Source organism: Candidatus Enterovibrio escicola (assembly GCF_002464935.1).
GTDB lineage: Bacteria > Pseudomonadota > Gammaproteobacteria > Enterobacterales > Vibrionaceae > Enterovibrio > Enterovibrio escicola.
In genome coordinates, this window is record NZ_NBYY01000030.1 from 40,828 (window position 1) to 62,798 (window position 21,971).

Genomic DNA, 21,971 nt, shown 5'->3' on the forward strand with positions numbered 1-21,971 from the left:
GTTTAGTGCACGGACGATTTTAATGTGTAAGATATCTCTTCCCGAGAATAAATACATTGTTGCATGCTATATAGGCAACGCCTTGAGAGGAAAAAATTACCCTACGTACACGCTTGAAACGACTCAATCGGAAAATAATTAGGTACTAAAAATCAACGGAAATATACGATGAAGTGGTCGGTACATTCATTGACTGTGAGTATTAGCTTTAAATCATAATCAAGCTATCGCATACATAACCTTCAAGTTATTTTAGTAAATAAGTACTTCAACAAAGTCCCTTATCTCTACAGGAAGTTCCTCATAGGTTATTGGTAATGTGCACTGATTAAAGGACTCATTATTTTAACATTCCAACAAAAAATGAGCAATAAAAGTAGGGTAATATGCAAAAATCACATTGTATGAGAATGGATAGTATTAACTATAAAGCCACAAGACAAAAATCAATAGTGAACTGAAGGCTGCGATAGTTTCAATGTGGGGGAGCCAACGCTTGATTTCATGACTAACTGAGCGATCCTTATTTTTTATATCAATATTTTGACGCGTCCAACGTTGGATATTGGGATGAAAAAACAAATACATCTTTACCAATGAACCTATAAACTGTTCGTACCACAGTAATACCACAAAAATGGGGTGGAACTGTCCAGATTGTACTGCAATTAGACCTACATTTAGACTCCGAGTTAATACCACCCAAAAGATATATGCGATTACTACCTTGACACCTAAATAGGTTGTAACGACCAACGCTAAAGATGGACCAATGAGGGTTGTCCACATGCTGATACGTTGATCAATTAAACATAACCACAAAAACCACCCTGCTTTCTTCGGCCCAAGTTGGATAGCACGAATGTTGCTACGCAACATGTTTCCATACCAACGCGTCATTAAGGATATGCTAGTGCTAATAAAGCTACCAGATGGTGTATCTTCCAAGCATGTTACTGATATGTTAGGAAGATATAGCATTTTCCACTGTTCTTTCAGTATGTAAAACCACGTACTCTTATCATCTCCAGTAAGCATTAAAATTCGTCCATAGCGCCAGTGTGTTATCGTATCCTTACGAAGGCTTTCAATGAAATCAGGTGACAGAGCGAGAGAAGCTCGGAATGCAGAAAAACGGCCTGTTAACACTAAAACACGGTAAGTTAAACTAAGTGAACTCATATAAAAATGGCGCTGACTCATGCGCTGACGATACCATTGTCGTGTTAACGAATTTCCTTTGACAACTGGCTTGTTGTGGACGGTGAGAGCACCGAGATCATGATAGCGCATTAGGAAACCTGACACTTTTGTTAGAATACCCAGAGGCAATATGGTGTCACCATCCATTAGAATGAGAATACTGTCCTTGGAAACTGGACGATCATCGGCAAGCAAAGTTAAAGCATCCGCCATTGTGTTTCGTTTACCACTGCCATCTTGATCGATAATGAAGAGGCTGACAGGAACCTGTTGCTGTAATTTATTGAATTGTACCTCGATGATGTTTAAATCAGCTTCATCCGTAATACAGGCCACGACACGGCATGCGACACCAAAATTACCAATCTCATCGATGAGTGCTTTGAAGACGGGGGCGCTAACTTCAGGTGTGGTTTGGTAACAGGGAATGACTAATAATATTTCACTGGGTTTATGGCTAAGTTCTGCCAAACTCGAGAGTATAGGGTAGCGAATGTATTGGTAATACAAGCCTCTGATGAGATGAATAAATTTCCAACTGTACCGCCATAAACCGATAATACCAATTACGTATACTGTTTCATAATTAAGATCAGAGCTGGGAAGAGTAGTATAAAATGCCCATAGACAAAGCAACAGTGTAAAAAATAACAACCACCATAACAGAGTAATGTGAAGTGGATCATCCCTGTGGAAGTTTTTGACTACTAGATCTTTTACATTCATAGGCTAAACCAGTACCTAAATACATCTCCCCATCCTATTGTAGCAACTACAATGACGGGTTCATTTACGATAGAGTTCTTATCCTCTTCATCAGGCGTAATTTTTATCAGCATATATTGCTGCATGCGAGGCAATGTTTTAGGCAAACCGCTGAGTGATTCACCTTCCTTGTTGTAGATGTCACTGTTAGCTGAACTATAGAATTGAAGACCTTCAATGATACCGATCATTTCCTCGTCATAACTGGCTAATCTATACTGAACTGGCATGCCAATTTTTAGCAGCTCTGAGCGTTCAAGCGGCATCAAGGCAAGAATAGATCGCTCAGTACGATTTTCGTTGGAGACAGGAGAAAGTTCATAAATGGAAGAGCCAGATTGCACTATTTGCCCATCAGAGGCATTGATAGCAACGATATAACAATTGCAAGGTGAAATGGCTAAACCGCGACCTTTTAAGCGTTCGATTTCTTCTAGTGTCGTATTTCTTTTTTTTGTTAGAATATTGAGTTTACTTTGTGTCTCAAAAGTGGATTTTATATCGACTTGTGCTTCACGAGGAGCTACTCCGAGTGAGATTTGGTCGAGTTGATTTTTAATCAACTCCATTTTTGAATCGATATTTAATCGAGCTCGTTTAAGCTTAAGCACTTCAAGTCTCTGATTTTCCCGTGTTACAATATCGACAGTTCCTTTATTTACCCCTGTTGAATACCAAGATAATACACGCTGACGTGTTGTTACCTCTTTATTAAGTAACTCCCGTTTTTTTGACAGAATTTTTAATTCTTTAAATAGGCTAGAGTTATAACTGGCAACCGCTTCCTTGCTTTGACGCAGTAAGTTCTGGTAGTATAGTATTTCACTGTTGATACTGCTTAAAAGTTGTTTGTTTTGTGCGAGAAGGTCCGTGGATTCTTCCGTGTAGACGGTAAAAATAAGTTGTCCCTTTCTCACCAGTTGTCCCGGTTTTACATCTTCAAGTCTTAAAACACCATTACTGTAACTGCGTAATGTAAGTAAGGGTTGACTGACTGCTGCATGTACAGAATTGATTGATAGAATACGGGATTTTACCATCAGTGCAGCAAGAATAATGAGTGATACTGAACACACAGCGACAATGGTGAAGCGCCACCAGTTTTGTTGCATACGATTTACTTCTTCTTCATGCAGCTGCGCCTTTACGCCATACGAGGTTACACTTTCAAGGGAAATAGTTTCGCCTGTGAGGTAGGTATCAACGATTGATTGTAACGTCTTTTGGTGACCGGAATTGATGGAGTCAAATTTGCAACCAAGTGCGCAACTACTTTCACTGACTCGCATCACTTCAAACATAACTGGTGTGGAAAATCGACCAACGGGGAGCTCAAAGCACAAGTTCCCACTGTTTTTGTGGCCTTTTTTACTCTGATACTTACCATCAAGGAGTGAAAAGCCACCCACACTCCATTCATTGGTGGGGTACATTATACCGTCAATTTCAACTAATGCAGGGAATTCAATCCGAGGAAATTTTCTAGCACCGGAACGAGATTGAAACGTATGAATCGAACCGTTGTTGATTGCTAATACTCCCATGCTTGCCTCAATGTCGCACTCTATCTGACATCTAGGGCATAATATTACGTCAATGATACACTGTCTCAGCCTATACTCTATTTATAACTATATTAGGTTAGTATATAAATCAGGGGTAAGCGTGAACTTTATATTTCGAACAAAGTTATTCCTGAATTTAAGTCTGGAGTGTGACACTTTACTATCAACCTCTAATTCAATTTTATTGAAAATAACGGGAGGATATTTGCATAACAAAGTGGAGTTATTGATTCAAAGTATGCCCATAACGCATTGATCCCAATCTTCTTTACCGTCTTAATTTATTTGCGAGCGAAAATATAAACGAGCTATGGTTAAATCTAGATTACAGCTTTCAGATAAGTATCCTAATGATTGATATTTATTTCACGAATGCCATCTCTAAATTTTACGCATTTGATGATATCATAGAGTAATTTAAAGCCTCTCAGGCTACGCTAGTTAACCTCAGCTATTCGCATTAGTTTACAGGCTATGGCCTGTGTCGTTTTCCGATTTTCACAATTCTTGGTTTTGTTCATTCTTAGCCTCACCGTTACAAACATTGATTCAATGGGGTTTGTCGTTCGAATATGTGTCCAGTGCACGGCGGAGAAATCATAAAATATCAGCATTTCTACTTTGTATTTGGTCAGGTACTCCGCTACTTTGGGATATTTAGCACCATGTCGTATTTCGAACTGTCCGAAGGCTTACTGTGCCTCTTTTTATGTCACTGCCATCCAGATATCATGAAGCGGTTCTTTCATTCTTGGTTAAACAGATTTTGGGACGTTGTTTAATACATTGACCGTTTTGTGTACTCATCAGTGCTGATGACGTATCGTTAGCTAATGATGTGTCACTGCATTCCAAAAACTGAAAGCGCCATCACCAATGGCGAGTTCATGAGCGATACTGATACTTGGGGACGTTAGCTGTGACAAAACTTCAGGCCAACTGATCTCTAACTCCCTGTACCCATCGATAACGGCTAGCATATCCTTGCGGGCTGCATCATCGACGCTGATAACAACAAGCAGGTAAAACTTGTCATCCATCCGAACTTTGCAGTAAACACCATCAACCCAAATGTAGAGATACTGCCGTTTATTTAGGTCGCGCTTACGCCACTGGTCGTATTTTGCTTCCCCTTGTTGCTTGAGTCGATAAACACTGTTTGCGAACAACCCATTGGCGTGCTTACCTAAGAGAGATTCTAGGGCTGATTGTATATCACTCGTGGAGATCTCCCGCAGATAGAGCCAAGGGATAAGCTCTTCTATGTTTTTGGTTTGTTTGAGATAGGGCAGTACCAGTATGTTGTTTAATTTGATCTCGCTTCCTGTTCTTTTACCTAGTAATTTCCTCCCAGAAACTATATGTGGTGGGGTTTAAGTCATGTCCTTTTACTTCTCCTAAGCAGATTTGCGTTTGGCGTTCTTAAATTCTAACTGACAAGCTTTGCACCAACTCTGCAATACATCGGGAATTCTCCTGCATAGCGACCAGAATAAGGTGTCTTGAGGCCAACACTTTTGGTAGTGGGGACACCCTTTCTGCAAGGATAGTTCAGCATCTAGTCTGGCTTTACCATTCGCTAAGCAGCGTTGTAATAAACCTACTTTCATTAGTGGTGTGTATTCATCAAACATAATAAAAACCTCCTTAATAGCTTTGTGTCGTAATGGCTTTTTTCATTATGTCGACAACTACGTCATCCCGCCGCAAATCAATCTCTTTAATTTAGCTTACAGGTACTTGATGGCCTTGGCCGTTAAATCGAAAACCGTCTTGTAGTTGGCTTTGATTAGTCATTGTTTTTCTCCACTATATTGAATGTAAAAGCGCTGTCTTTTTCGGTAACCTCAACTTCAGTGAAGCCTAGTATATCTAGATCTTCAATGGCAGTTTCAATAGTGAATAAATCATCTTTAACTACTTCTACTTTCTTCTCTAAGTGCTGACGTTGCGCTTCTAAAAGTTTTATGTATTTTTCACGAATGGTTTTCATTTAGTTCTCACTTATTAGAAATCCTTAACCGACACAACAATAAGCTATGGTGAGTATGAGTTTAAGACCTAAGTCATTTGCTTCGCTTTAAAAATTATGTCTCACCTTAAGAGTTGGTTTATAATTCAGTAAATTCTTTGCGTAGCACTTGCTCGTTAATAGTTTACCCTTTGGTAAATATCATCATCAGTTTGAGTGTTTTGCTTAGTAATTTAATGCCACCTGAGAGTTCACTAATTTGTAGCATTAGTATGTGGTTAGATTCGACATTTACGTGCCATGCATCGGCAAGGGTGCGAACGTAAACCTGTTTGGTTTTGTGGGTACCACGCTTCTTGGCAATGCCAGATAACAAGCGCGCAAAATCTTCATTACGGCGATCACCTGTAAGCTGTATGTAAACCTTGTTGTTACCCACCAACACTATAACTAACGCCTGTTTCTTCTTGTAGAATTCTTAGCTCTTCTACTGTTGGATAGTCAAGGTGATCCGCTTCATCAATAAACACCCAAGCTGTACTTCCAATTAGATGATTTCGGATACCGCGAGATAGTTGGCCTTTGCGGCACGGCGTATCATCCATGCCTAGCTCCATTGCTAGTTTATATAAGTTTTCTATTAGGCGTGAACGGCTAGGGCTTTAAGTGATAATTCACACGTTATTGTTGCTTCGTTTGTATTTTCACCACGATTCCGATTTATCTACACCAGACGTCTCAAAAATAACAACGATTAACTCGGTTACTTAGACATACATCATGTCATCGGTAAGATGTTTAGCTGTTGGTGTCATCACAAAGCAAGGGGCTTTAAATGAAGTGGCATGACGTTGTTCATGCAGGAAGTCTTGTAGACCACCTTGTAGAAGTGAATATGATCGTTGCTGACAAGGGTTTTGACAGCACATCTTTCAGAGAAGGATGTAAAACTTGAAGGGGGGAATACCGTCATTGCTAAAGGAAGTTATGGAGGAGATATCGATAAAAGTGGTATAGACTTGTCTTTATTATCGGTATCGTCATTTAGGAGGAGACCCCTTTGGGGGGATTGAACAATATCGTTCTATTTCAAATAGACATGATAAATTTAAAAGGAATTACGTCAGCCGAGTGTCACTGGCATTTATGTTAATATGGCTACCGTTTTATTGTTAAATCGGTTTTATATAGAGAAGATCAACAACACCCTTCTACGCAAAACCATAGGTGTCTCAGTTATTATCTAGATTCAGGTCTAAAATATTCTTGTTCTCGAGAAGTCTATCGTAGAGACTTAAAGTATCAGTACACTCAAAAGGCATTTTGAATCTGGATAAGCGTTTTGAAGGATGATTGAATGTCTTGTGGCTACGAAGCATCTAAAGCGTGAGTAATAACCGTTTTCAATCCTGGCTCCCAAGCATACCTGAACTAACACGGATCGTTCTTGTTACCAATGAAAGAACATTGCTCATTCACTTTGCAAATAAGCACCACTTTTTACACGTCAAGAGGAGTGTTGTTAGGCACTAAGGTTTGAGTTCTTTCAGACGGATACACACACATTGTGAATAGCAAGCGCAACAATTTCAGCTTTTATCCTTGCCTGACACGTTGTGTAAATATATCCAACCTTAGAAGATTTTGTCGCATAATTGGCAATGGTAATCTTGGTACGGATCAGTGCCAATTCCATATTTTGAACAGCACTAGTTTACTGATAAAAATAACATTTAACATCAACGGTAGTTACAATGATATCTTTGAAAGATAAGGATCTTACACGAAGACTAATCTATTGGATGCATGACAGCATATACCGCCTAGTATGAGGGCGCAGGCATCTGAGGAAGATACACAGTCAATAATGCCCCACGTTATGTGAGAGGGGTAATTTTGAATCTTGATATGGAGTTAAGACACTACAATCAAACGATGAAGGTATAGTGATGAGACTCAATACAACATTCACAGATAATAACTGATGAAATCTGGAAATCCTCTAATCGAGGACATTGATATTCATTGCAAAAATAATTTGATAATGCCTATGAACCTTTTTTTATGGTTACAACCAAGAAGAATGACTTGTTGTAACTTCCGCAAGGCTATACCTTCACGCTCTTTCATGCGACACCGTGGATATGGAACTGGATCCGTAGAATAGCACTTAGAATGTGTACAAGATCATGTTGATTATTCAATCAACTGTTAGAACTATGATCGTATCTCCCTTGCAAGGAGGCTATTGTTTCCACGAGTATGTGTTAATGATGGATGCTACCACTCCATTTATTCACAATCTTTTATCTGGAACATTGACAATGATGACTGACAACCACATATCTCGTGCATCGCGTACTGAGCATTCTGATCTACTTCCTGCTAAGTCAATGATTTTGGTTGGTTGGCGTGAATGGGTAGGCTTACCAGAGCTGAATATCCAAGCAATAAAAGCAAAAGTAGATACAGGGGCAAGAACATCATGTCTGCATACTTTCGGTATTGAAGAATACAATAAAGATGGAGAAAAATGGGTGAAATTCATGATTCACCCGAAGCAAGATAACACCATTACTAAGCATGAGTGTCACGCTAAAGTATTTGATATGCGTACTGTGCGTGATTCTGGAGGGCATGAAACTTATCGATATGTCATTGAGACACAACTTTCAGTTGGCAATCTATGCTACACGATTGAAATAACACTGACAGCCAGAGATAACATGCAATTTAGAATGTTGATGGGACGTACAGCAATGGAAGGTCGACTGATTGTTGATCCAAAAGCATCTTTCATCCTTCAGGTGCTACAAGGTTAATTTTATGAGAATTGGAATTTTATCCCGTAGTAGGAATCTCTACTCTACTCGCAGGCTGATGGAAGAATGTGAACATCGTGGCCACGAATATAAAATTATCGATGTATTACGTTGTTATATGAACATCAATTCTACCCAACCTTCGATTCATTTAAAGGGTGAAGATTTGGTTGAGTTCGATGCCATTATTCCGCGTATCGGTGCCTCTGTAACATTTTATGGTTGTGCGGTGTTACGCCAATTCGAGATGATGGGTGTATACACAGTGAACGATTCGGTGGCGATCTCACGCTCACGAGATAAACTTCGTTCACTTCAACTTCTTTCTCGTAAAAATATTGGAATGCCGGTCACAGGTTTTGCAAGCAAACCGGGAGATATTAAGGATCTCCTGAGTATGGTAGGTGGAGCGCCAGTAGTAATAAAACTACTGGAAGGTACACAAGGTATTGGAGTAGTTTTAGCCGAGACGCGTAAAGCTTCTGAAAGTGTGATTGAGGCATTTATGGGTCTGAAAGCACATATCATGGTACAAGAGTATATTAAAGAAGCGAGTGGCACGGATATCAGATGTTTCGTCATTGGCGATAAAGTGATTGCTGCGATGAAACGGCAAGCATTGCCTGGTGAGTTTCGTTCTAACTTGCACCTTGGTGGTAGTGCATCGCTGATTCGTATTATGCCAACAGAACGTAAAACGGCAGTTGCGGCAGCTAAAGCTATGGGTCTTCACGTGGCTGGTGTAGACTTATTGCGCTCTGAGCGCGGGCCGTTGGTAATGGAGGTTAATTCATCACCTGGTCTTGAAGGAATTGAGACCGCTACTGGTAAAGACGTTGCGGGTCTCATTATTAATCATATCGAGAAAATAGTCTCCTCTTTGAAGACAAGGATACGTGTCAAAAATGCACAAAAATAAAAGTTTCCACATTGGAGGGGTTACGATCTCACCAGGTCAGTGTGCAAGCGTTGATTTTGAAATCGCCAAGCTTTATACACATTCTCCGCTGTCAGTAATAGCGGAAGTGATTCATGGGAAGAAACCTGGTCCAGTGTTAATGATTAATGCAGCTATTCATGGTGATGAACTTAATGGTGTTGAGGTGGTTCGTCAGATACTCGGACGCATTAATCCAATCACTCTGATAGGAACAATAATCGCAATACCAGTTGTTAATGTCTTCGGGTTTATACACAAATCTCGCTATCTACCTGACCGTCGTGATTTAAACCGTTGTTTTCCTGGTTCAGAACGGGGATCCATTGCAGGTCGGATGGCTTATCAGATCTCCGAACAAATTGTTCGCCGATGTACCCATATTATCGATCTGCACACAGCCGCTATTTATCGCGCTAATTTACCACAAATACGCGCAAATCTTTCTAATGCAGAAACAAACGAGATGGCAATCGCATTTGGTACCCCAGTGGTAATTGATGCTGCACTACGTGAAGGATCGTTGCGTTCAGAAGCGGAGAGTATTGGCATCCCAGTTATCACATATGAAGCGGGCGAAGCGCTGCGGTTTGAACCGTATGCGATTACGGCTGGAGTAAAGGGTGTGAAGCGTGTTATGCGTCACCTTGGTATGATTCGACAGAGCAAACGTAGATCGACGGTAGAACCTGTTATCGCTCGTGCCACCCGATGGGTTCGTGCAGAAACAGACGGAATTTTACGTTCACACGTATCATTGGGTCAACGAGTTAGCAAGGGTCAAGTGCTTGCGTCGATTAGTAACCCTTCCGGAAGTGAGGAGATCCAGACTTATGCACCGCAAGGTGGGATTATTATTGGTCAACAAACTTTACCGTTAGTTAATGAAGGAGATGCTATTTTCCACATTGCTTACTTCGAAGAACCGGATAACTTGGTAGAACGTCTAGTCGAAAACTATTTGGATGAAGTGGTTGATGATGAAGGTAACGAAATTAGATTCGGTATAGGCACTATTTAATTAATATGTGAGATTAGTGATTTTTTAGGCGCTGACTCTTATATGATAATCAATTGTATTAATAATACTGATTTAAGTTGTGATGGTCAATCTAGATAACCACTTGTCTGTATAAGCGCGTCTTTTTCGAGCTGATCACCAAGATGACTAGGTTTGATAATCAAACGATTATGCAGATCATGAGGTTAAGTTATTCATACCAAAGTCCTTATGTAGTCAATAGTTTTTTTAAACGATTAGATCTCGATTTAGGCATTTAGTTCATTTCTTGAGCACAGCTCAGGTTAAATAGAGAGCATCGAACTAAAATACCTGAATAACATCGTGGAGCAGAGCTATTTTCCGGTAAAATGGAAGATGCACCAGTGCCTAGGATGGAGATCCGTTTGAGGGTGCCGAGGCCACGATAGCCAGTGTTGCTTTGTGGTAGATACCTAGGAAAGGCCAGATTGAAAAAGCGGGAAAATGCCTGTCTGGAAGCCATTTTATTTACGGGTAAGCATAAGTATGTCCGTAGAAAGTCGATTCCACCTCTTTTCAAACTTTGCGACAAAACTGTAAATGTACTCCACTTGAGGGCATCATTTCACTCATTCTGTCGTTAAATTTACGTAAAATAGATTGATTATTCCTATGAGAATTTTCTCCGAACTGAATGCACTTATGTACTCTAAAATTGAGTACCAACAAGTTGTTTTGGTATAGGAAATGATATTGCAACAAGACTGATAAATCTGGTTCCGATGCTCTTGGATCAGATGTTGGTAAAGGGTTTTGTGTGATTCATAACAGACTTAAGTTTATGTGTGAGAACTCAATTATTCATAAGTTCACTTGCTTGTCAAATTTTAGTTTTTCTTACTCATAGTATTATTGCAATGACAGCATTCTAAATATTTGATTATTAATGTAATTATATACTTCATTCTTAAAACCTAGATATGTATCACTTTCTTTTCTCTGAAATGAGACTACTTTTAAAAAGTGCGTAGTATCGTAATTCCGTGAGTTTCACTGCATGATGATACAGTACGCATAACCTCACTCAGAGGCGCTTTTTGATTTATATATTTATATGTCGATGAGCCTCTGTTGTACAGTCGTTCGGTCTGGTTAATAGAGTTCATAATGCTGCAATTGAATACATAATTAGTCACACGCTATCTTCGAAAGAGTAAGTTGTCCTGAAGATATTCGTTAGATTTGCTAACATAAGTGATTCATTAATTTGGCTATACGCAAATATAAATACCCAACGTAATCGGGGTTGCTGCTAAACGACAAGTGAACAAAATCCGTGAACATAGGCAGCCTATGTTATTGGGTAGATAGGACGCAGTCAATAGTGCCACAACTTCAAGTAAGACGGGTATAAATAGTAATATATTCAGGAGATAACATGTCTAGATCTACTGGTACCGTGAAGTGGTTTAACGAAGAAAAAGGTTTTGGTTTCATTCAGCAAGAAAGTGGCCCTGACGTTTTCGTTCACTTCCGTGCTATCACTGGCGATGGATTTAAAACACTAGCTGAGGGTCAACAAGTATCATTTGAAATTGAGCAAGGCCAGAAGGGTCCACAAGCTGCAAATGTAGAAAAGACCTAATCCTTCCTCTCAGTAGAAGATTCAAAAGGATGCCTCATGACATCCTTTTTTCTTTTCTAACGCATTCTAGCCTTGGTTTGGTTGCAATAGTAGGACATCCGAATGAGTATTCATCACTCCCTCAGTCAGGTGAAATACATAACCTCTCGGAGAGTTAACTAGACTAAAGTACACTCTCCGCATTCTCTTCTAATTTGGATATGTGCATGGCTCATAAACAAGTAAATGATAATAACTGATTTTATATTGAGTAATGATTGGCTGATGGTGATTCTTTTAGCCAGATTTCCTGAAGATTTCGGTTGTACTCATTCCACTATCAGTCGAGAAATGAAGTGCTATATTCCAAATAATTTTGACTTCTTGTTTGTTTCAGAGATACATAAATTTACAATGTCTTCGTGATTATCGACAGCTCGGTACAGGTAATACCGTACACTCTTGATTTTCACGTAGCTCTTATCCATTCATCAAGACGTCACTACAACACGTTTTTTCCTGAAAGTAAGCTTCAACTGAAAAGCATATTCCAGAATCCATCGGTGGATAGTTGCGTGATCCATGCCCAATCCTCGGTTTTTGAATATTTCCTCGATGTCCAGATAGCTAAGTTGATAGGAGATATCGTAGTGGACAACTTGAAAGATCCGTGTGTCCAGATATTGTTTGTCGTTAAAATAAAGTGCTATAGGGTTAATGCTTCTTGGAAATGTTGGATTACCAACAACAGGTAGATCCACTCCCTCAACTTTGCAACAAAAGCAGAGAAATCTATTGAATAAATGACTAGGAACCTGAAATAAGCAGACTGACCGTTTGATTATAATCATTCCTCCAAATGGATCTAATATGTAGATCCATTACTTTTAATTGCATATTTTCCCCGACTTATTTTACATTTGTGATCGTTATACATAGTTTGTAGTTAAGGCACGCCAGTTTCTTTCTTGTCGTTGGAAATTTTCTTTAAGAATTTTTAACTGTTGAATGAGGATTACAGCTTCGTACTTTTTTAGCAAGTTTTGTTTTGTTAAATCGATTAAGTGTTTCTTCGCACCATAATAATCACTCATACGTAGTACTAATGCATCGTACTCTTGTTCCAGAATTTGTAAACGGTGCGATGCATTGGGTATTTCATTCAGGCGTATTTTGATGTTTTTCAGTACCATTGTGGCACGAACTTTTTCAATACGGTCCGGTTGTGTGATACGGAGTTTCTGGGTTAAACCGATCATGCTTACTGATTTTATTAGCCATTTTGTAGGGTCAAACTGCCACCAATAAATACCATTACGGTAATCGTTTTCAAAAATATGGTGGAAATTATGGTAACCCTCGCCAAAGGTAAGTAAAGCGAGAACGCCATTGTCACGCGCTGTATTTTTCTCAGTGTAAGGTTGGTTACCCCACATGTGTGCTAATGAATTGATGAAAAAGGTGGTGTGGTGGTTAAGTACCAAGCGTGTAAAACCGATAAGGATTATCGAACCCCACAGATCACCGTGAATAAGACCAAATATAACGGGTATAAGCAAATTGGTAATAAGTGCTAATGGCAGATAATACTTATGCTGTAAAATAACAATTTTATCTTTTTTCAGATCACGACAGTTGCTGTAATCATAATAGCGCTGTTTTTGATATTCTCTTAATATCCAGCCAATATGAGAGTACCAAAAACCTAGTTTTGCGGAGTAAGGGTCAACGTCATTCTTGTCTACATGTCGATGATGCATACGATGGTCTGATGACCAGTGAAGAATGCTGTTTTGCAGACTGTATGCACCTCCGAGTGCAAAAGTAAGCTTAAGCACGGGATGTGCTTCGTAAGTTTTGTGTGACCAAAGTCTATGGTAACCTGCGGTGATGGACATTCCGCCAAAAGTAAACCCAGCCACTAACATGGTAAATTGAGCCCAGTCGAACCCGTGATACCAAGCCCAGAATGGTGTACCGATTGCGGCGACCGCAAACGTGATGGTAAATACCAAGACGTTTATCCAAATTATTGGTGGCTTTTGTTTTTGATTTGATTCCATTTTAAATATCAAGATCCTACATATACGCACATACGTTAGAATAAGAAACTCTTCGAGACTGGTCAAGAAGCCTGTTAATAGTTTGGCATAATTTAATGAAACTAATTCGTACGAATTATCCAAGGAAAGTTAAACTCATACAATTTTAATAAGCATTTCTCATTAAGGCAGGAATGGCAGTAATTTCCTTGCCTTTTTTATTCGTTTTCATTTTTCACAATAGCAGCTGACTGATACTCATATAACCACTAATCATATGAATAGTACTATGGCGGTTATTTTTATTAAAGAAGCTACATAAGATCTTGCCATCCATTGTAATCACTTCTCCATGTGTAGTGTAACCCATGAACGGTATTCTGCCATGGTGTTTTTTATTAAATTATGGATATAACGCACTGATTACAATCTATTTTATAGTATTAATTTATCTGCTGGCGAATAGAAATATCGAGTTTTATAACTTTGTTCATTGATTTCACATTTACTAGTGCTTCATAAACTTAAACAGTGTAATCACGAAGAGTGAGTTTATGGCTTAGTAACTGTTTATAGCAAAACATTGCTGTCTCTGCTAATGAGCATTTGTGATAACCCCTGTACTTTTTCCAGTCCACCAATTTGTCTTATTTTAACTCTTTTACTGCTTCATTTATAGGATACCCTTCCTCTCAGTATTCCGCGTTGCTTAGAGGTGGAATAGCGGGTGTTATCTCTTCATTTTCCAGTACGTGGTGATATGGGTCATGTATTCAATAGGTTATGCTTCGTGTAAAAAGCCTGATTTGGCATTGAGTTCATTTCTTATGCGCAACTCAGGTTAGTTAACGGAACTCATCACGATCTCCGCCGTCAGACTCCCCCGCAGCGAGAGACGCGCGAAAAAAACTCAATACCCTCGCAGCCGAAATCGGGTGGGTGCTCAGCCTAACTATGAGGGATATAAAAGACCAGTAAGCGATCTCAAAGAAACCGATTCGATTGTGTGTTGTCAGCTAGATACCTGCTGCACTCAATGCGGTGAGAAGATTGTTCCGAACACGGAGCCTACCCAGGGTCATCAACTCTTGGAGTTGTAAGCGTTCAGCAGAGGTGGTTTGACTCGATGTTTATGAGATTAAACACGTTGGGATAGGCTTGCTTGCGGATCACTGATGATACTCCATTGCTAATGATATCCAATGCAGACGGCCCATGTTTCTTACAGGTTTTCACCACGAACAGAACTGTTCTCCTCGGTAAGAGTTAGTCCCGAAGCAGATTTTCTACATGATAACGCTGCCCAGAATACACCGCTCAGCTTCCTTATTGGTCAACGGTACATCTTCATGGTGAAGGAAAACCCAGAGTCCCTATTTGTGCTTCAAGATATAGGCCATGCCTTCTGGCATACCGAGATGTTGGGACATGTTCGCCTTTTCTTAGCCAAGATGAAGGGTTTCGTCTAGGACGATATATTCATCGTCATCATTCGAGGGCGATGATTTTTTCTTGCTCATAGCGGTGCTAAAGTTGGAATACCGCATGGCAGAGCAGAATAAGACGTTTGCCAATATGAGAGGTTACACCTCTACCGCTGTATTCCACCATTTGTTGTAAATTACAAGTGACATGTGCCCAATAGAAGTGGTATCGCGTAGGATCCAGTCAGTTATAACTACCACATTTGTCGGTTACCACTATCGCTCGGCACTGTTTATCCCGCATTGATCCATAAAAAGGTGCTGTCTTTTGCGGATACTCAGATGATACTGGCTAGATATAACGGCAAGGTGGCTAAGCAGCCGAGGATCTAACTGACCTGATGGGGCGTCATCGGGCAAACTGGCTCTGACGGTATGGTTACAGTGCTGGCACTGACCATGGAATAACTGATATTCAGTAATATCCAACGATGCTTTTGGTAACTCAAAGAGTTGATGACCCTGGGTAGGCTCCGTGTTCGGAACAATCTTCTCACCGCATTGAGTGCAGCAGGTATCTAGCTGACAACACACAATCGAATCGGTTTCTTTGAGATCGCTTACTGGTCTTTTTTATCCCTCATGGCCAAGTGGGCGCCTATCTGATTTCGGCTGCGGAGGGTGTTGATCTTTTTTCTCTCGTTCCTCTCTGCGGGGGAGTCTGACGGCGGAGATCGTGATGAGTTCCGTAAATTAGCAGACAACCTATCTTCGTACTCCCGAAGCTTGTTCTGTAGTTTACGGGTAAGTGCATTGGCTTGATCGGAGCCTAATTGTTCCATCGTGGGTGGTTAATTTTCAAAATGCTTCTTTTTCATGAAGCCAGTTTAGTAGGCTGAGAAGATCACTTAATAGGAAATTGTCGATCGTGAGATTATCATCACTTATTGATTCTCAATGGGGGACTGGTGAACGACTACAATAGAGAAAGGTTACTTTATAAGCACTGGTTGTTTAGCTTCAAAATCAACGTGATATTTACCTCCGCCGATCACAACCATTTTTGCAGCTTGTCGATTATTAGAGGGTTTGTCAGTAAATCCTTTTCCTAGTTTTAGACGGTTCTCCTGTTTTATCAGGTTAGCCCAAATTACAGAATCTTTATTCATGAATATCTGACGGCTATACGGTTCAAAACCTACTTTTTCTACGGTTAACTGATGTCGACCAGCTGGAAGCATGATTCCCACAGGGGTTGAACCATAGGTCACACCGTCAATAGTGACATTGTCATCATAACGGTTAGAACGGATGCTCATGTTAATCCAACGTTTTACTCGCTGTTTTGGTACAGTTTTTGCCGTTGTAAATGAATCCTCAACACAGTATTGCTCTGCAAAGTTGAGTAGTTTACATGCTGCATTTTCATCAGGATGACTCTTCATTTCTGCTTGTATACGCGTGACGTAGAGGTTATCGCCACTGAATCCGCTGTTAATCACATTACTGTTCATCACGTTAATGTTGAATGACACACGGTCTGAATTAAGCTTTGCTGTGGTAGATTCTGTCACCTTATCTAGCATGTGTGATTGAAACATATTAACCGTCTCTTGCATAGTTAAGGTTTTACCTTGGTTGGCACAAGCTGCCAATGTCATCAATGAACTGCACGTTATGGTATGAACCACTTCAATGGAATCTGAGACCGTCAGTTCTTGACGGAGGCGCTTAACCCGTGCTTCTTTCTTTGCTTCTTGCAAATTTGCCAGTGTGCTGACTAATAACTGCTTTTGGCGGTTTTCTCTTGTGATAATCCGCTGCTGTTCAGAGACAGTTTTGGTATTTTGAAGTGTTGATTGTTGATTTTCTTTTACTAAAGTCCAAGTTGCTTGGTAGGCGTCTCTAAATTGATTGAGGTCAGTGTCAGGATTCTCAATTAGTCGACGGAACTCTTCATCTAGACGTTCTTGTGCCAATGCTCGATTCTTTTCTAATTCAATTGCTTTACCAGCTAGTGACTCTCGTTCAGTCAATAAAGTCTCTAGTGTGTCTATTTGAGTTTGAAGGTTTTCAGCGTGTCGCACAATTTCCCCTCTTTTATTTGCAAGCTTCTGTTCCAACGCAACGACAAGATCATTTGTCACGATATTGGTTTCATTGGCAAGCATATGACTACTAAGAAGTATTTGTGATAACGCGAAAGCCAGCGCGGTGATGCGATTACTTTTCATATCTCCCTTGCTTAATTCTGATAATTTCAATAGGTTAAAGCGTTGTACTAATCGGACAGACTAACACGTAAATCTTATTTTACCTTCTAAATGTTACTAATTATTTTATATCTGTTGTTATAGGTTAACCTGAGCTGCGCATAAGAAATGAACTAAATGCCCAAGTAGCGATCTGATCGTTTGAAATAAACTATCGACTGCATAAGGAGTTGGGCATTAATAACCCAAATTCTTAATAATATGAAGAAAATCAATTAGATAATATAAATATGTAACATGTAACAAAAACGTGTAACAACCCAATGTTTTAACATTATGCTGTAGCTAAATAACCCTCCAGTGAAGTCACGGCATCCGCTAAATGATTGACATTCAGATGAGCGTAACGTTTAACCATAGAAGGCGTTGAGTGACCCAGCCAGAGCATCATTTTTAACTCGGGTGTGTTATTCATAGCCAGACGTGTTGCACATGTATGACGCATTACGTGTGGTATGAACTCTGGATCATCTTTGTAGCCTAGAGCCGTTCTCATCTTCTTCCAGTTCTTTGTAAGTTTGGCTCCCGAAAGTCCTTCAAACGGCATGTGTAGACCTCTTTCTTTTCGTTCACGCATAATGTCAGCCGAACGTTTAAGCAGAGGAACTCGCCGTGTTTGCCCATTCTTCGTGTCTCTGAGCGTTATATGTGAACAATCTTCCATCACATCGCGCCACTCCAGTTTCTGTAGTTCCCCAGTTCTACATCCAGTGTCTATTGCAACGATGACAAAATCCGCGATTAAGGCTCTCTTATTCACTTGGAACCAGTTCACAATCATCCGTTCTTCCTCTAAAGAAAAGAACCGTGTGCGCCCCTTATCTATTTTGCACCAAGGAAACAACGGAATGTACTGACAGTGTCCCAGAGACACACAGTGTTTAAGAACGACACGGAGTTTGCTAAGACTCTTATTAATCGTACTCCCAGCACGCCCTAAAATATCCATCTGGTAATCTGCGTAGGTACATAATTTAACAGCGGTTATTTCGGAGGGTGCTATATGCCAACCAAAAAAATCTAGTATTTCCTCCGCCCGCTTCCTGCTCGACTTCCAGTCCTTCTGTATGTCCGAATTCCATGTGCGCACACACGCTCGTTTATAACCAGCTCCCAGCGTACCTGCTCTTTCTGAACGCGTAGACGCTCTCACAGCAGCTTTGATGGGAGACTCAAGTGAGACAGCTAGCAAATGTAACGCTTTTTTTACAGCATCACCGTGAGTCTTGCTACTTACTTGTTTATGCTTTCCCTCTATTTTAACGTCTGCTTGGTAGGATGTACCTCGCATACGTACACGAATGTTATAAATCTTCTCTTGTTGTTCTAATGTGTTCACTTTCACCTCATCTATGTTTATTTATTTATTCCTCCAAGCGTGTGGCTGTTTACGTTAGTGTGTGTAACCTACATATGCAGTTAAGCCTGATACAGGTGTAGCAACAACAACCATCCCAACTGAACCCTTAGTAGATAGTTTTTTCTAGGAAAAGAGGGCGGAGTGCAACAGCGAGACGCTTCCCTTCATCTGTTAATTCCAGATACTTACTAAGCGCATCTTTGGGACCATAAGTAAAGACACATAGCCCGAAAAAACCCCCTTTCTCTTTTTGTAACAAACGCCGACAGTGTCTACTTGCTGAGGTTTGTCCAATTGATAGTAATTTCTCTATGTACTTCCCGTTCACTGTATGTTTGTCGTTGTTAACGACTTCTAAGAAAGTAAGCATTTGAAGTATGTGCATATCGTGATGTACTTCTTTACGGAATATTTCCACTTGTCGACGAAAACGTACAATAGATTTACTAACTTTTCCATTCACATTCATGTCTCTAATACCGAACTCTTTCTTTCACAACATCGGGAGTTAGGGTGCTGCTTACAGATTTACAGTTGGTTTGAGTGTTACATCTAAGTGATAGTTGAAAATGCTTAAGCATTAAGTGACCTCAAAATATGTGTATCAGTGATACAGGTTGTAAAGGTGCTTAATTTAACTTCAAGTAGTGATGCTGGCAAGTATTACTTGTATATAGACTTTTCAAGTAATGCTATTATTATAGCTATTTGTTTTAATAAGGTTTTATTGCTGAGGTCTCTACAAGACCTCATTGTTAAAACTTTACTATAACCATTAGCCACCACAGCTCACCTCGACTCTCTGAGTGTAAGAAGTGGTTTCTTTTACATACCAAATTGTTAAAGAGCTGAGATTGTGTGGCAGACTTCTCCTGTTTAAAATTGCTTCACGATGTCCTCTTGTGCATATGAGTTATATAATGCAGTTACACCTCAAATCTGACAAGCTTTTATTTGCTTTATTTTTCTATATCCTCTTATTCCGTAGATATCTTATTGTTTCATATATATAAAAATATATTTAAGGAGCCACAGTAAACTATAAGTAACACCCTCATAGAAAAATACGAGGAGGGAGACCGCCCCAAAAAGTTGTTTATTCTAGGCACCTTGGGTTTTGCTCTGTGTGTCTCTGCAGGTATTTCTGGAGGTAGCACTGGAAGAAAAAGGCAGACTCATATAGACACGCGTGAGAGCGAAAAAATCTGGGCAAACAGGCGTGACTAAATTGGGAATCCCATTCCGAACACCTGTTACATGTATTTCCTATTAAATACTTTTGAAATCAATAGCTTATGCAGTTATTTGGCTGGTAATTCGAGGTTAACTTGTAGAAAATTGTAACGCATAACACAAAGTAGAGCGCACTGGTTCCCCGAGAATTCCTTTAGAATCAGAAGGTTAATGAATCCTTCGGTGAGACTGCCTGCTCCCACCCCCCACGGGGGAAATCCTGCGACCGTTATCTGTAAAAAGACCTCACAGATTTTTCTAAGTGAAATGTTCAGGACTCCCAGTGACGTGAAGTCGCTCCTCAACTGAGCCAGTTCCTACTCGGATTCTGGTAACCGCCTGCATACGCAATGAAGTCTTCCAGCTCTTTATCCAAAAGCTCTGCGCGTGCTGCATCTTCTATTGCATGTGCATCTGCATCCATTTGGCGCGTCCAGTAATTCACGGCTATTGCTAGACAATCCAGCCTATCATCATGTTTTAAAGCTCCTTTATCCATTGTTACACGCGCCATTTGGTAAAAGAGCGAGTAAGATAATTTTGCAGCTATATTCTGCGCGTCTCTTTCGATAAGCTTGTAGTCAACCAATAACTTATGCTGCATCATGACTGGTTCTAGCGTATCAATAATACGGCGTTCTTTCTGAACGTGGTGCCTTACCTCTTCGATAGAGCAAGGGTAAATACGGTTAACGAAAGGTCGTAATAATTGTCCGAACATACCATCACCAAAATTAGATTCGTAGAAAATCTTATTTACCTTATGCGTCTTTGCTGCCTCTGCAATTCTCGTTAAGTTCTGCGGGGCGTAGCCTTCCAGTATCCCCTCAGATTCCACTAGGAAGATATAACCATTAAGGAAGTAGGTGACATTATAAGCCATCTCATCCTTACCGCGTCCTGAAGGGTCTATGCTCAGTAGACGCCCTGTAAACGCGCTCACGGTCTCAGCCTGAAATAGGGGGCGGTAGTAGTGGTCACTAGCCAAGCCTAGTGCCTGTAGCTCTGTGATGCGTCTAACAGGGTCATTGCACCAATCGTAGGACGTAGGGGCTTTCTCTCGAGCAATGTTTAACACAATTAAGTCGCTAAGTTTCAGCGGGTACTTATCCGCATCACTGAGAGCTGTGTCAAGCATGAACTGCAAGGCAAAACCACCCTTGCCGTAAGACCTACGTCGCTCCTTTAAATCCTCATCGGTGAAACGAGAGGGGTCTGTGCTATGCCCAATCAGGGCTGCTCCTTCCGCTCCTTCTGCTCTACTTTGTATTAAGGGAGCCAAACGTGATTTGCCCTCAAAGATATAGGCATCTCGTTGTTTTGCCGTGGGATATAAGGCAGGCCAGATTCGTACTTCATAACCACGCTCAGCGATGATGTTATACACGGACATTTCAGTCTGTTGCGTCCCTAGATAGATGATACGCGAACTTTCAAGTGGCTTTAAAATAGCATCAAACTCCTTCACGAGTTTCGAGAGCTTATCCCGTGCATCTTGTGTGGCTGAATTATTTAGCACCTCAATGTCGTCCGCTATTATGACATCTGCGCGGGAGCCTGTTAGTTGCCCCTTGACATCCTCCCCGAGCTAAAGCACGGGGATTCCTACAGCTAGACGGCGATGTCCCGCCGCGAGAATGTTCATTGCCGCGTTAATATCGCGGTCGTGTTCTGCTCCGCACTCAGAACATGTCCATTCTCTTATTCGCAAGCCTGACCTACCTTTCGGACTACTGGACGGAATAACGCCACAGCACGAGCAAGTTTGG

17 protein-coding genes and 3 pseudogenes are annotated in these 21,971 nt (G+C 40.5%); 6 read left to right on the top strand and 14 right to left on the bottom strand.

Translation table 11 applies throughout. The annotated features are described in order from the left end of the window. Positions 1–420: 420 nt before the first annotated feature. From BTN49_RS09905 to BTN49_RS18295, 6 genes and pseudogenes are all read right to left on the bottom strand, one after another. Positions 421–1,929 (bottom strand): glycosyltransferase, encoded by a 1,509-nt coding sequence (locus BTN49_RS09905; RefSeq protein WP_097357045.1) that lies wholly within the window; start codon positions 1,927–1,929, stop codon positions 421–423. After that, complete coding sequence (locus BTN49_RS09910; protein ID WP_097357046.1) at positions 1,926–3,512, bottom strand: HlyD family secretion protein; 1,587 nt, start codon at positions 3,510–3,512, stop codon at positions 1,926–1,928. The genes BTN49_RS09905 and BTN49_RS09910 overlap by 4 nt, the downstream gene beginning before the upstream one ends. A 368-nt stretch (positions 3,513–3,880) precedes the next feature. Then, positions 3,881–4,864: pseudogene (locus BTN49_RS22550) on the bottom strand (IS256 family transposase); the annotation flags it as partial. 458 nt (positions 4,865–5,322) lie between these two features. Then, positions 5,323–5,526, bottom strand: coding sequence for a hypothetical protein (locus BTN49_RS09925; protein WP_097357049.1), 204 nt, complete (start codon positions 5,524–5,526; stop codon positions 5,323–5,325). Between the two features lie 163 nt (positions 5,527–5,689). Next, the gene (locus tag BTN49_RS18290; RefSeq protein ID WP_223823817.1) at positions 5,690–5,944 is read right to left on the bottom strand and encodes a hypothetical protein; all 255 of its coding nucleotides are present in this window, start codon (positions 5,942–5,944) and stop codon (positions 5,690–5,692) included. Further along, positions 5,937–6,122 carry a TniB family NTP-binding protein gene (locus BTN49_RS18295; RefSeq protein WP_223823813.1) on the bottom strand — a complete coding sequence of 62 codons (186 nt, stop codon included), beginning with the start codon at positions 6,120–6,122 and terminating at the stop codon, positions 5,937–5,939. The genes BTN49_RS18290 and BTN49_RS18295 overlap by 8 nt, the downstream gene beginning before the upstream one ends. Before the next feature lie 1,710 nt (positions 6,123–7,832). Between BTN49_RS18295 and BTN49_RS09935 the strand changes: the two genes are divergently transcribed. From BTN49_RS09935 to BTN49_RS09950, 5 genes and pseudogenes are all read left to right on the top strand, one after another. Continuing rightward, positions 7,833–8,327, top strand: coding sequence for an ATP-dependent zinc protease family protein (locus tag BTN49_RS09935; RefSeq protein WP_097357062.1), 495 nt, complete (start codon positions 7,833–7,835; stop codon positions 8,325–8,327). Positions 8,328–8,331: 4 nt separating this feature from the next. Next, a complete protein-coding gene (rimK, locus tag BTN49_RS09940; RefSeq protein ID WP_097357050.1) occupies positions 8,332–9,246 on the top strand; it encodes a 30S ribosomal protein S6--L-glutamate ligase in 915 nt (304 codons plus the stop codon). Further along, complete coding sequence (locus BTN49_RS09945) at positions 9,224–10,285, top strand: succinylglutamate desuccinylase/aspartoacylase family protein (RefSeq protein WP_097357051.1); 1,062 nt, start codon at positions 9,224–9,226, stop codon at positions 10,283–10,285. The genes rimK and BTN49_RS09945 overlap by 23 nt, the downstream gene beginning before the upstream one ends. Positions 10,286–10,573: 288 nt before the next feature. Continuing rightward, positions 10,574–10,703 (top strand): annotated as a pseudogene (locus BTN49_RS21210) (IS6 family transposase); the annotation flags it as partial. A gap of 981 nt (positions 10,704–11,684) precedes the next feature. Next, positions 11,685–11,891, top strand: a complete 207-nt coding sequence (locus BTN49_RS09950) for a cold-shock protein (RefSeq protein WP_097357052.1) — start codon at positions 11,685–11,687, stop codon at positions 11,889–11,891. Between the two features lie 338 nt (positions 11,892–12,229). Here the strand turns inward: BTN49_RS09950 and BTN49_RS21215 are convergent, their stop codons facing one another. Together BTN49_RS21215 and BTN49_RS09960 are read right to left on the bottom strand one after the other, a co-directional pair. Next, positions 12,230–12,358, bottom strand: coding sequence for a DDE-type integrase/transposase/recombinase (locus BTN49_RS21215; RefSeq protein WP_146679359.1), 129 nt, complete (start codon positions 12,356–12,358; stop codon positions 12,230–12,232). A gap of 441 nt (positions 12,359–12,799) precedes the next feature. Further along, positions 12,800–13,933 carry an acyl-CoA desaturase gene (locus tag BTN49_RS09960; RefSeq protein ID WP_097357054.1) on the bottom strand — a complete coding sequence of 378 codons (1,134 nt, stop codon included), beginning with the start codon at positions 13,931–13,933 and terminating at the stop codon, positions 12,800–12,802. A gap of 1,181 nt (positions 13,934–15,114) precedes the next feature. Here BTN49_RS09960 and BTN49_RS22555 point away from each other — a divergent pair. Then, the gene (locus BTN49_RS22555; protein ID WP_423248236.1) at positions 15,115–15,381 is read left to right on the top strand and encodes a hypothetical protein; all 267 of its coding nucleotides are present in this window, start codon (positions 15,115–15,117) and stop codon (positions 15,379–15,381) included. Between the two features lie 575 nt (positions 15,382–15,956). Here the strand turns inward: BTN49_RS22555 and BTN49_RS22560 are convergent. From BTN49_RS22560 to BTN49_RS09995, 6 genes and pseudogenes are all read right to left on the bottom strand, one after another. Beyond that, positions 15,957–16,178 carry a DUF6444 domain-containing protein gene (locus BTN49_RS22560; RefSeq protein ID WP_423248237.1) on the bottom strand — a complete coding sequence of 74 codons (222 nt, stop codon included), beginning with the start codon at positions 16,176–16,178 and terminating at the stop codon, positions 15,957–15,959. 150 nt (positions 16,179–16,328) lie between these two features. Next, on the bottom strand, positions 16,329–17,570 hold the full coding sequence (locus BTN49_RS09970; protein WP_097357055.1) for a PEGA domain-containing protein: 1,242 nt from the start codon (positions 17,568–17,570) through the stop codon (positions 16,329–16,331). 313 nt (positions 17,571–17,883) lie between these two features. Continuing rightward, entirely contained in the window at positions 17,884–18,948 is a 1,065-nt protein-coding gene (locus BTN49_RS09975; RefSeq protein ID WP_097357056.1) for a tyrosine-type recombinase/integrase, read from the bottom strand. A gap of 127 nt (positions 18,949–19,075) precedes the next feature. Then, entirely contained in the window at positions 19,076–19,438 is a 363-nt protein-coding gene (locus BTN49_RS09980; protein WP_097357057.1) for a MarR family winged helix-turn-helix transcriptional regulator, read from the bottom strand. A 1,065-nt stretch (positions 19,439–20,503) separates the two neighbouring features. Next, positions 20,504–21,766 (bottom strand): annotated as a pseudogene (gene terL / locus BTN49_RS09990) (phage terminase large subunit); the annotation flags it as partial. Positions 21,767–21,790: 24 nt separating this feature from the next. Next, the coding region (locus BTN49_RS09995; protein ID WP_146679361.1) for a zinc ribbon domain-containing protein at positions 21,791–21,971 on the bottom strand (181 nt) is incomplete at its 5' end.

What these genes read in the sequence shown, in the direction of transcription:
- rimK (WP_097357050.1), top strand. Translation starts at nt 8,332, where the DNA reads ATGAGAATTGGAATTTTATCCCGTAGTAGGAATCTCTACTCTACTCGC.
- BTN49_RS22555 (WP_423248236.1), top strand. Translation starts at nt 15,115, where the DNA reads ATGCAGACGGCCCATGTTTCTTACAGGTTTTCACCACGAACAGAACTG.
- BTN49_RS22560 (WP_423248237.1), bottom strand. Translation starts at nt 16,178, where the DNA reads ATGGAACAATTAGGCTCCGATCAAGCCAATGCACTTACCCGTAAACTA.
- BTN49_RS09910 (WP_097357046.1), bottom strand. Translation starts at nt 3,512, where the DNA reads ATGGGAGTATTAGCAATCAACAACGGTTCGATTCATACGTTTCAATCT.
- BTN49_RS09970 (WP_097357055.1), bottom strand. Translation starts at nt 17,570, where the DNA reads ATGAAAAGTAATCGCATCACCGCGCTGGCTTTCGCGTTATCACAAATA.
- BTN49_RS09935 (WP_097357062.1), top strand. Translation starts at nt 7,833, where the DNA reads ATGACTGACAACCACATATCTCGTGCATCGCGTACTGAGCATTCTGAT.
- BTN49_RS21215 (WP_146679359.1), bottom strand. Translation starts at nt 12,358, where the DNA reads ATGGATAAGAGCTACGTGAAAATCAAGAGTGTACGGTATTACCTGTAC.
- BTN49_RS18295 (WP_223823813.1), bottom strand. Translation starts at nt 6,122, where the DNA reads ATGGAGCTAGGCATGGATGATACGCCGTGCCGCAAAGGCCAACTATCT.
- BTN49_RS09960 (WP_097357054.1), bottom strand. Translation starts at nt 13,933, where the DNA reads ATGGAATCAAATCAAAAACAAAAGCCACCAATAATTTGGATAAACGTC.
- BTN49_RS09905 (WP_097357045.1), bottom strand. Translation starts at nt 1,929, where the DNA reads ATGAATGTAAAAGATCTAGTAGTCAAAAACTTCCACAGGGATGATCCA.
- BTN49_RS09980 (WP_097357057.1), bottom strand. Translation starts at nt 19,438, where the DNA reads ATGAATGTGAATGGAAAAGTTAGTAAATCTATTGTACGTTTTCGTCGA.
- BTN49_RS09925 (WP_097357049.1), bottom strand. Translation starts at nt 5,526, where the DNA reads ATGAAAACCATTCGTGAAAAATACATAAAACTTTTAGAAGCGCAACGT.
- BTN49_RS09950 (WP_097357052.1), top strand. Translation starts at nt 11,685, where the DNA reads ATGTCTAGATCTACTGGTACCGTGAAGTGGTTTAACGAAGAAAAAGGT.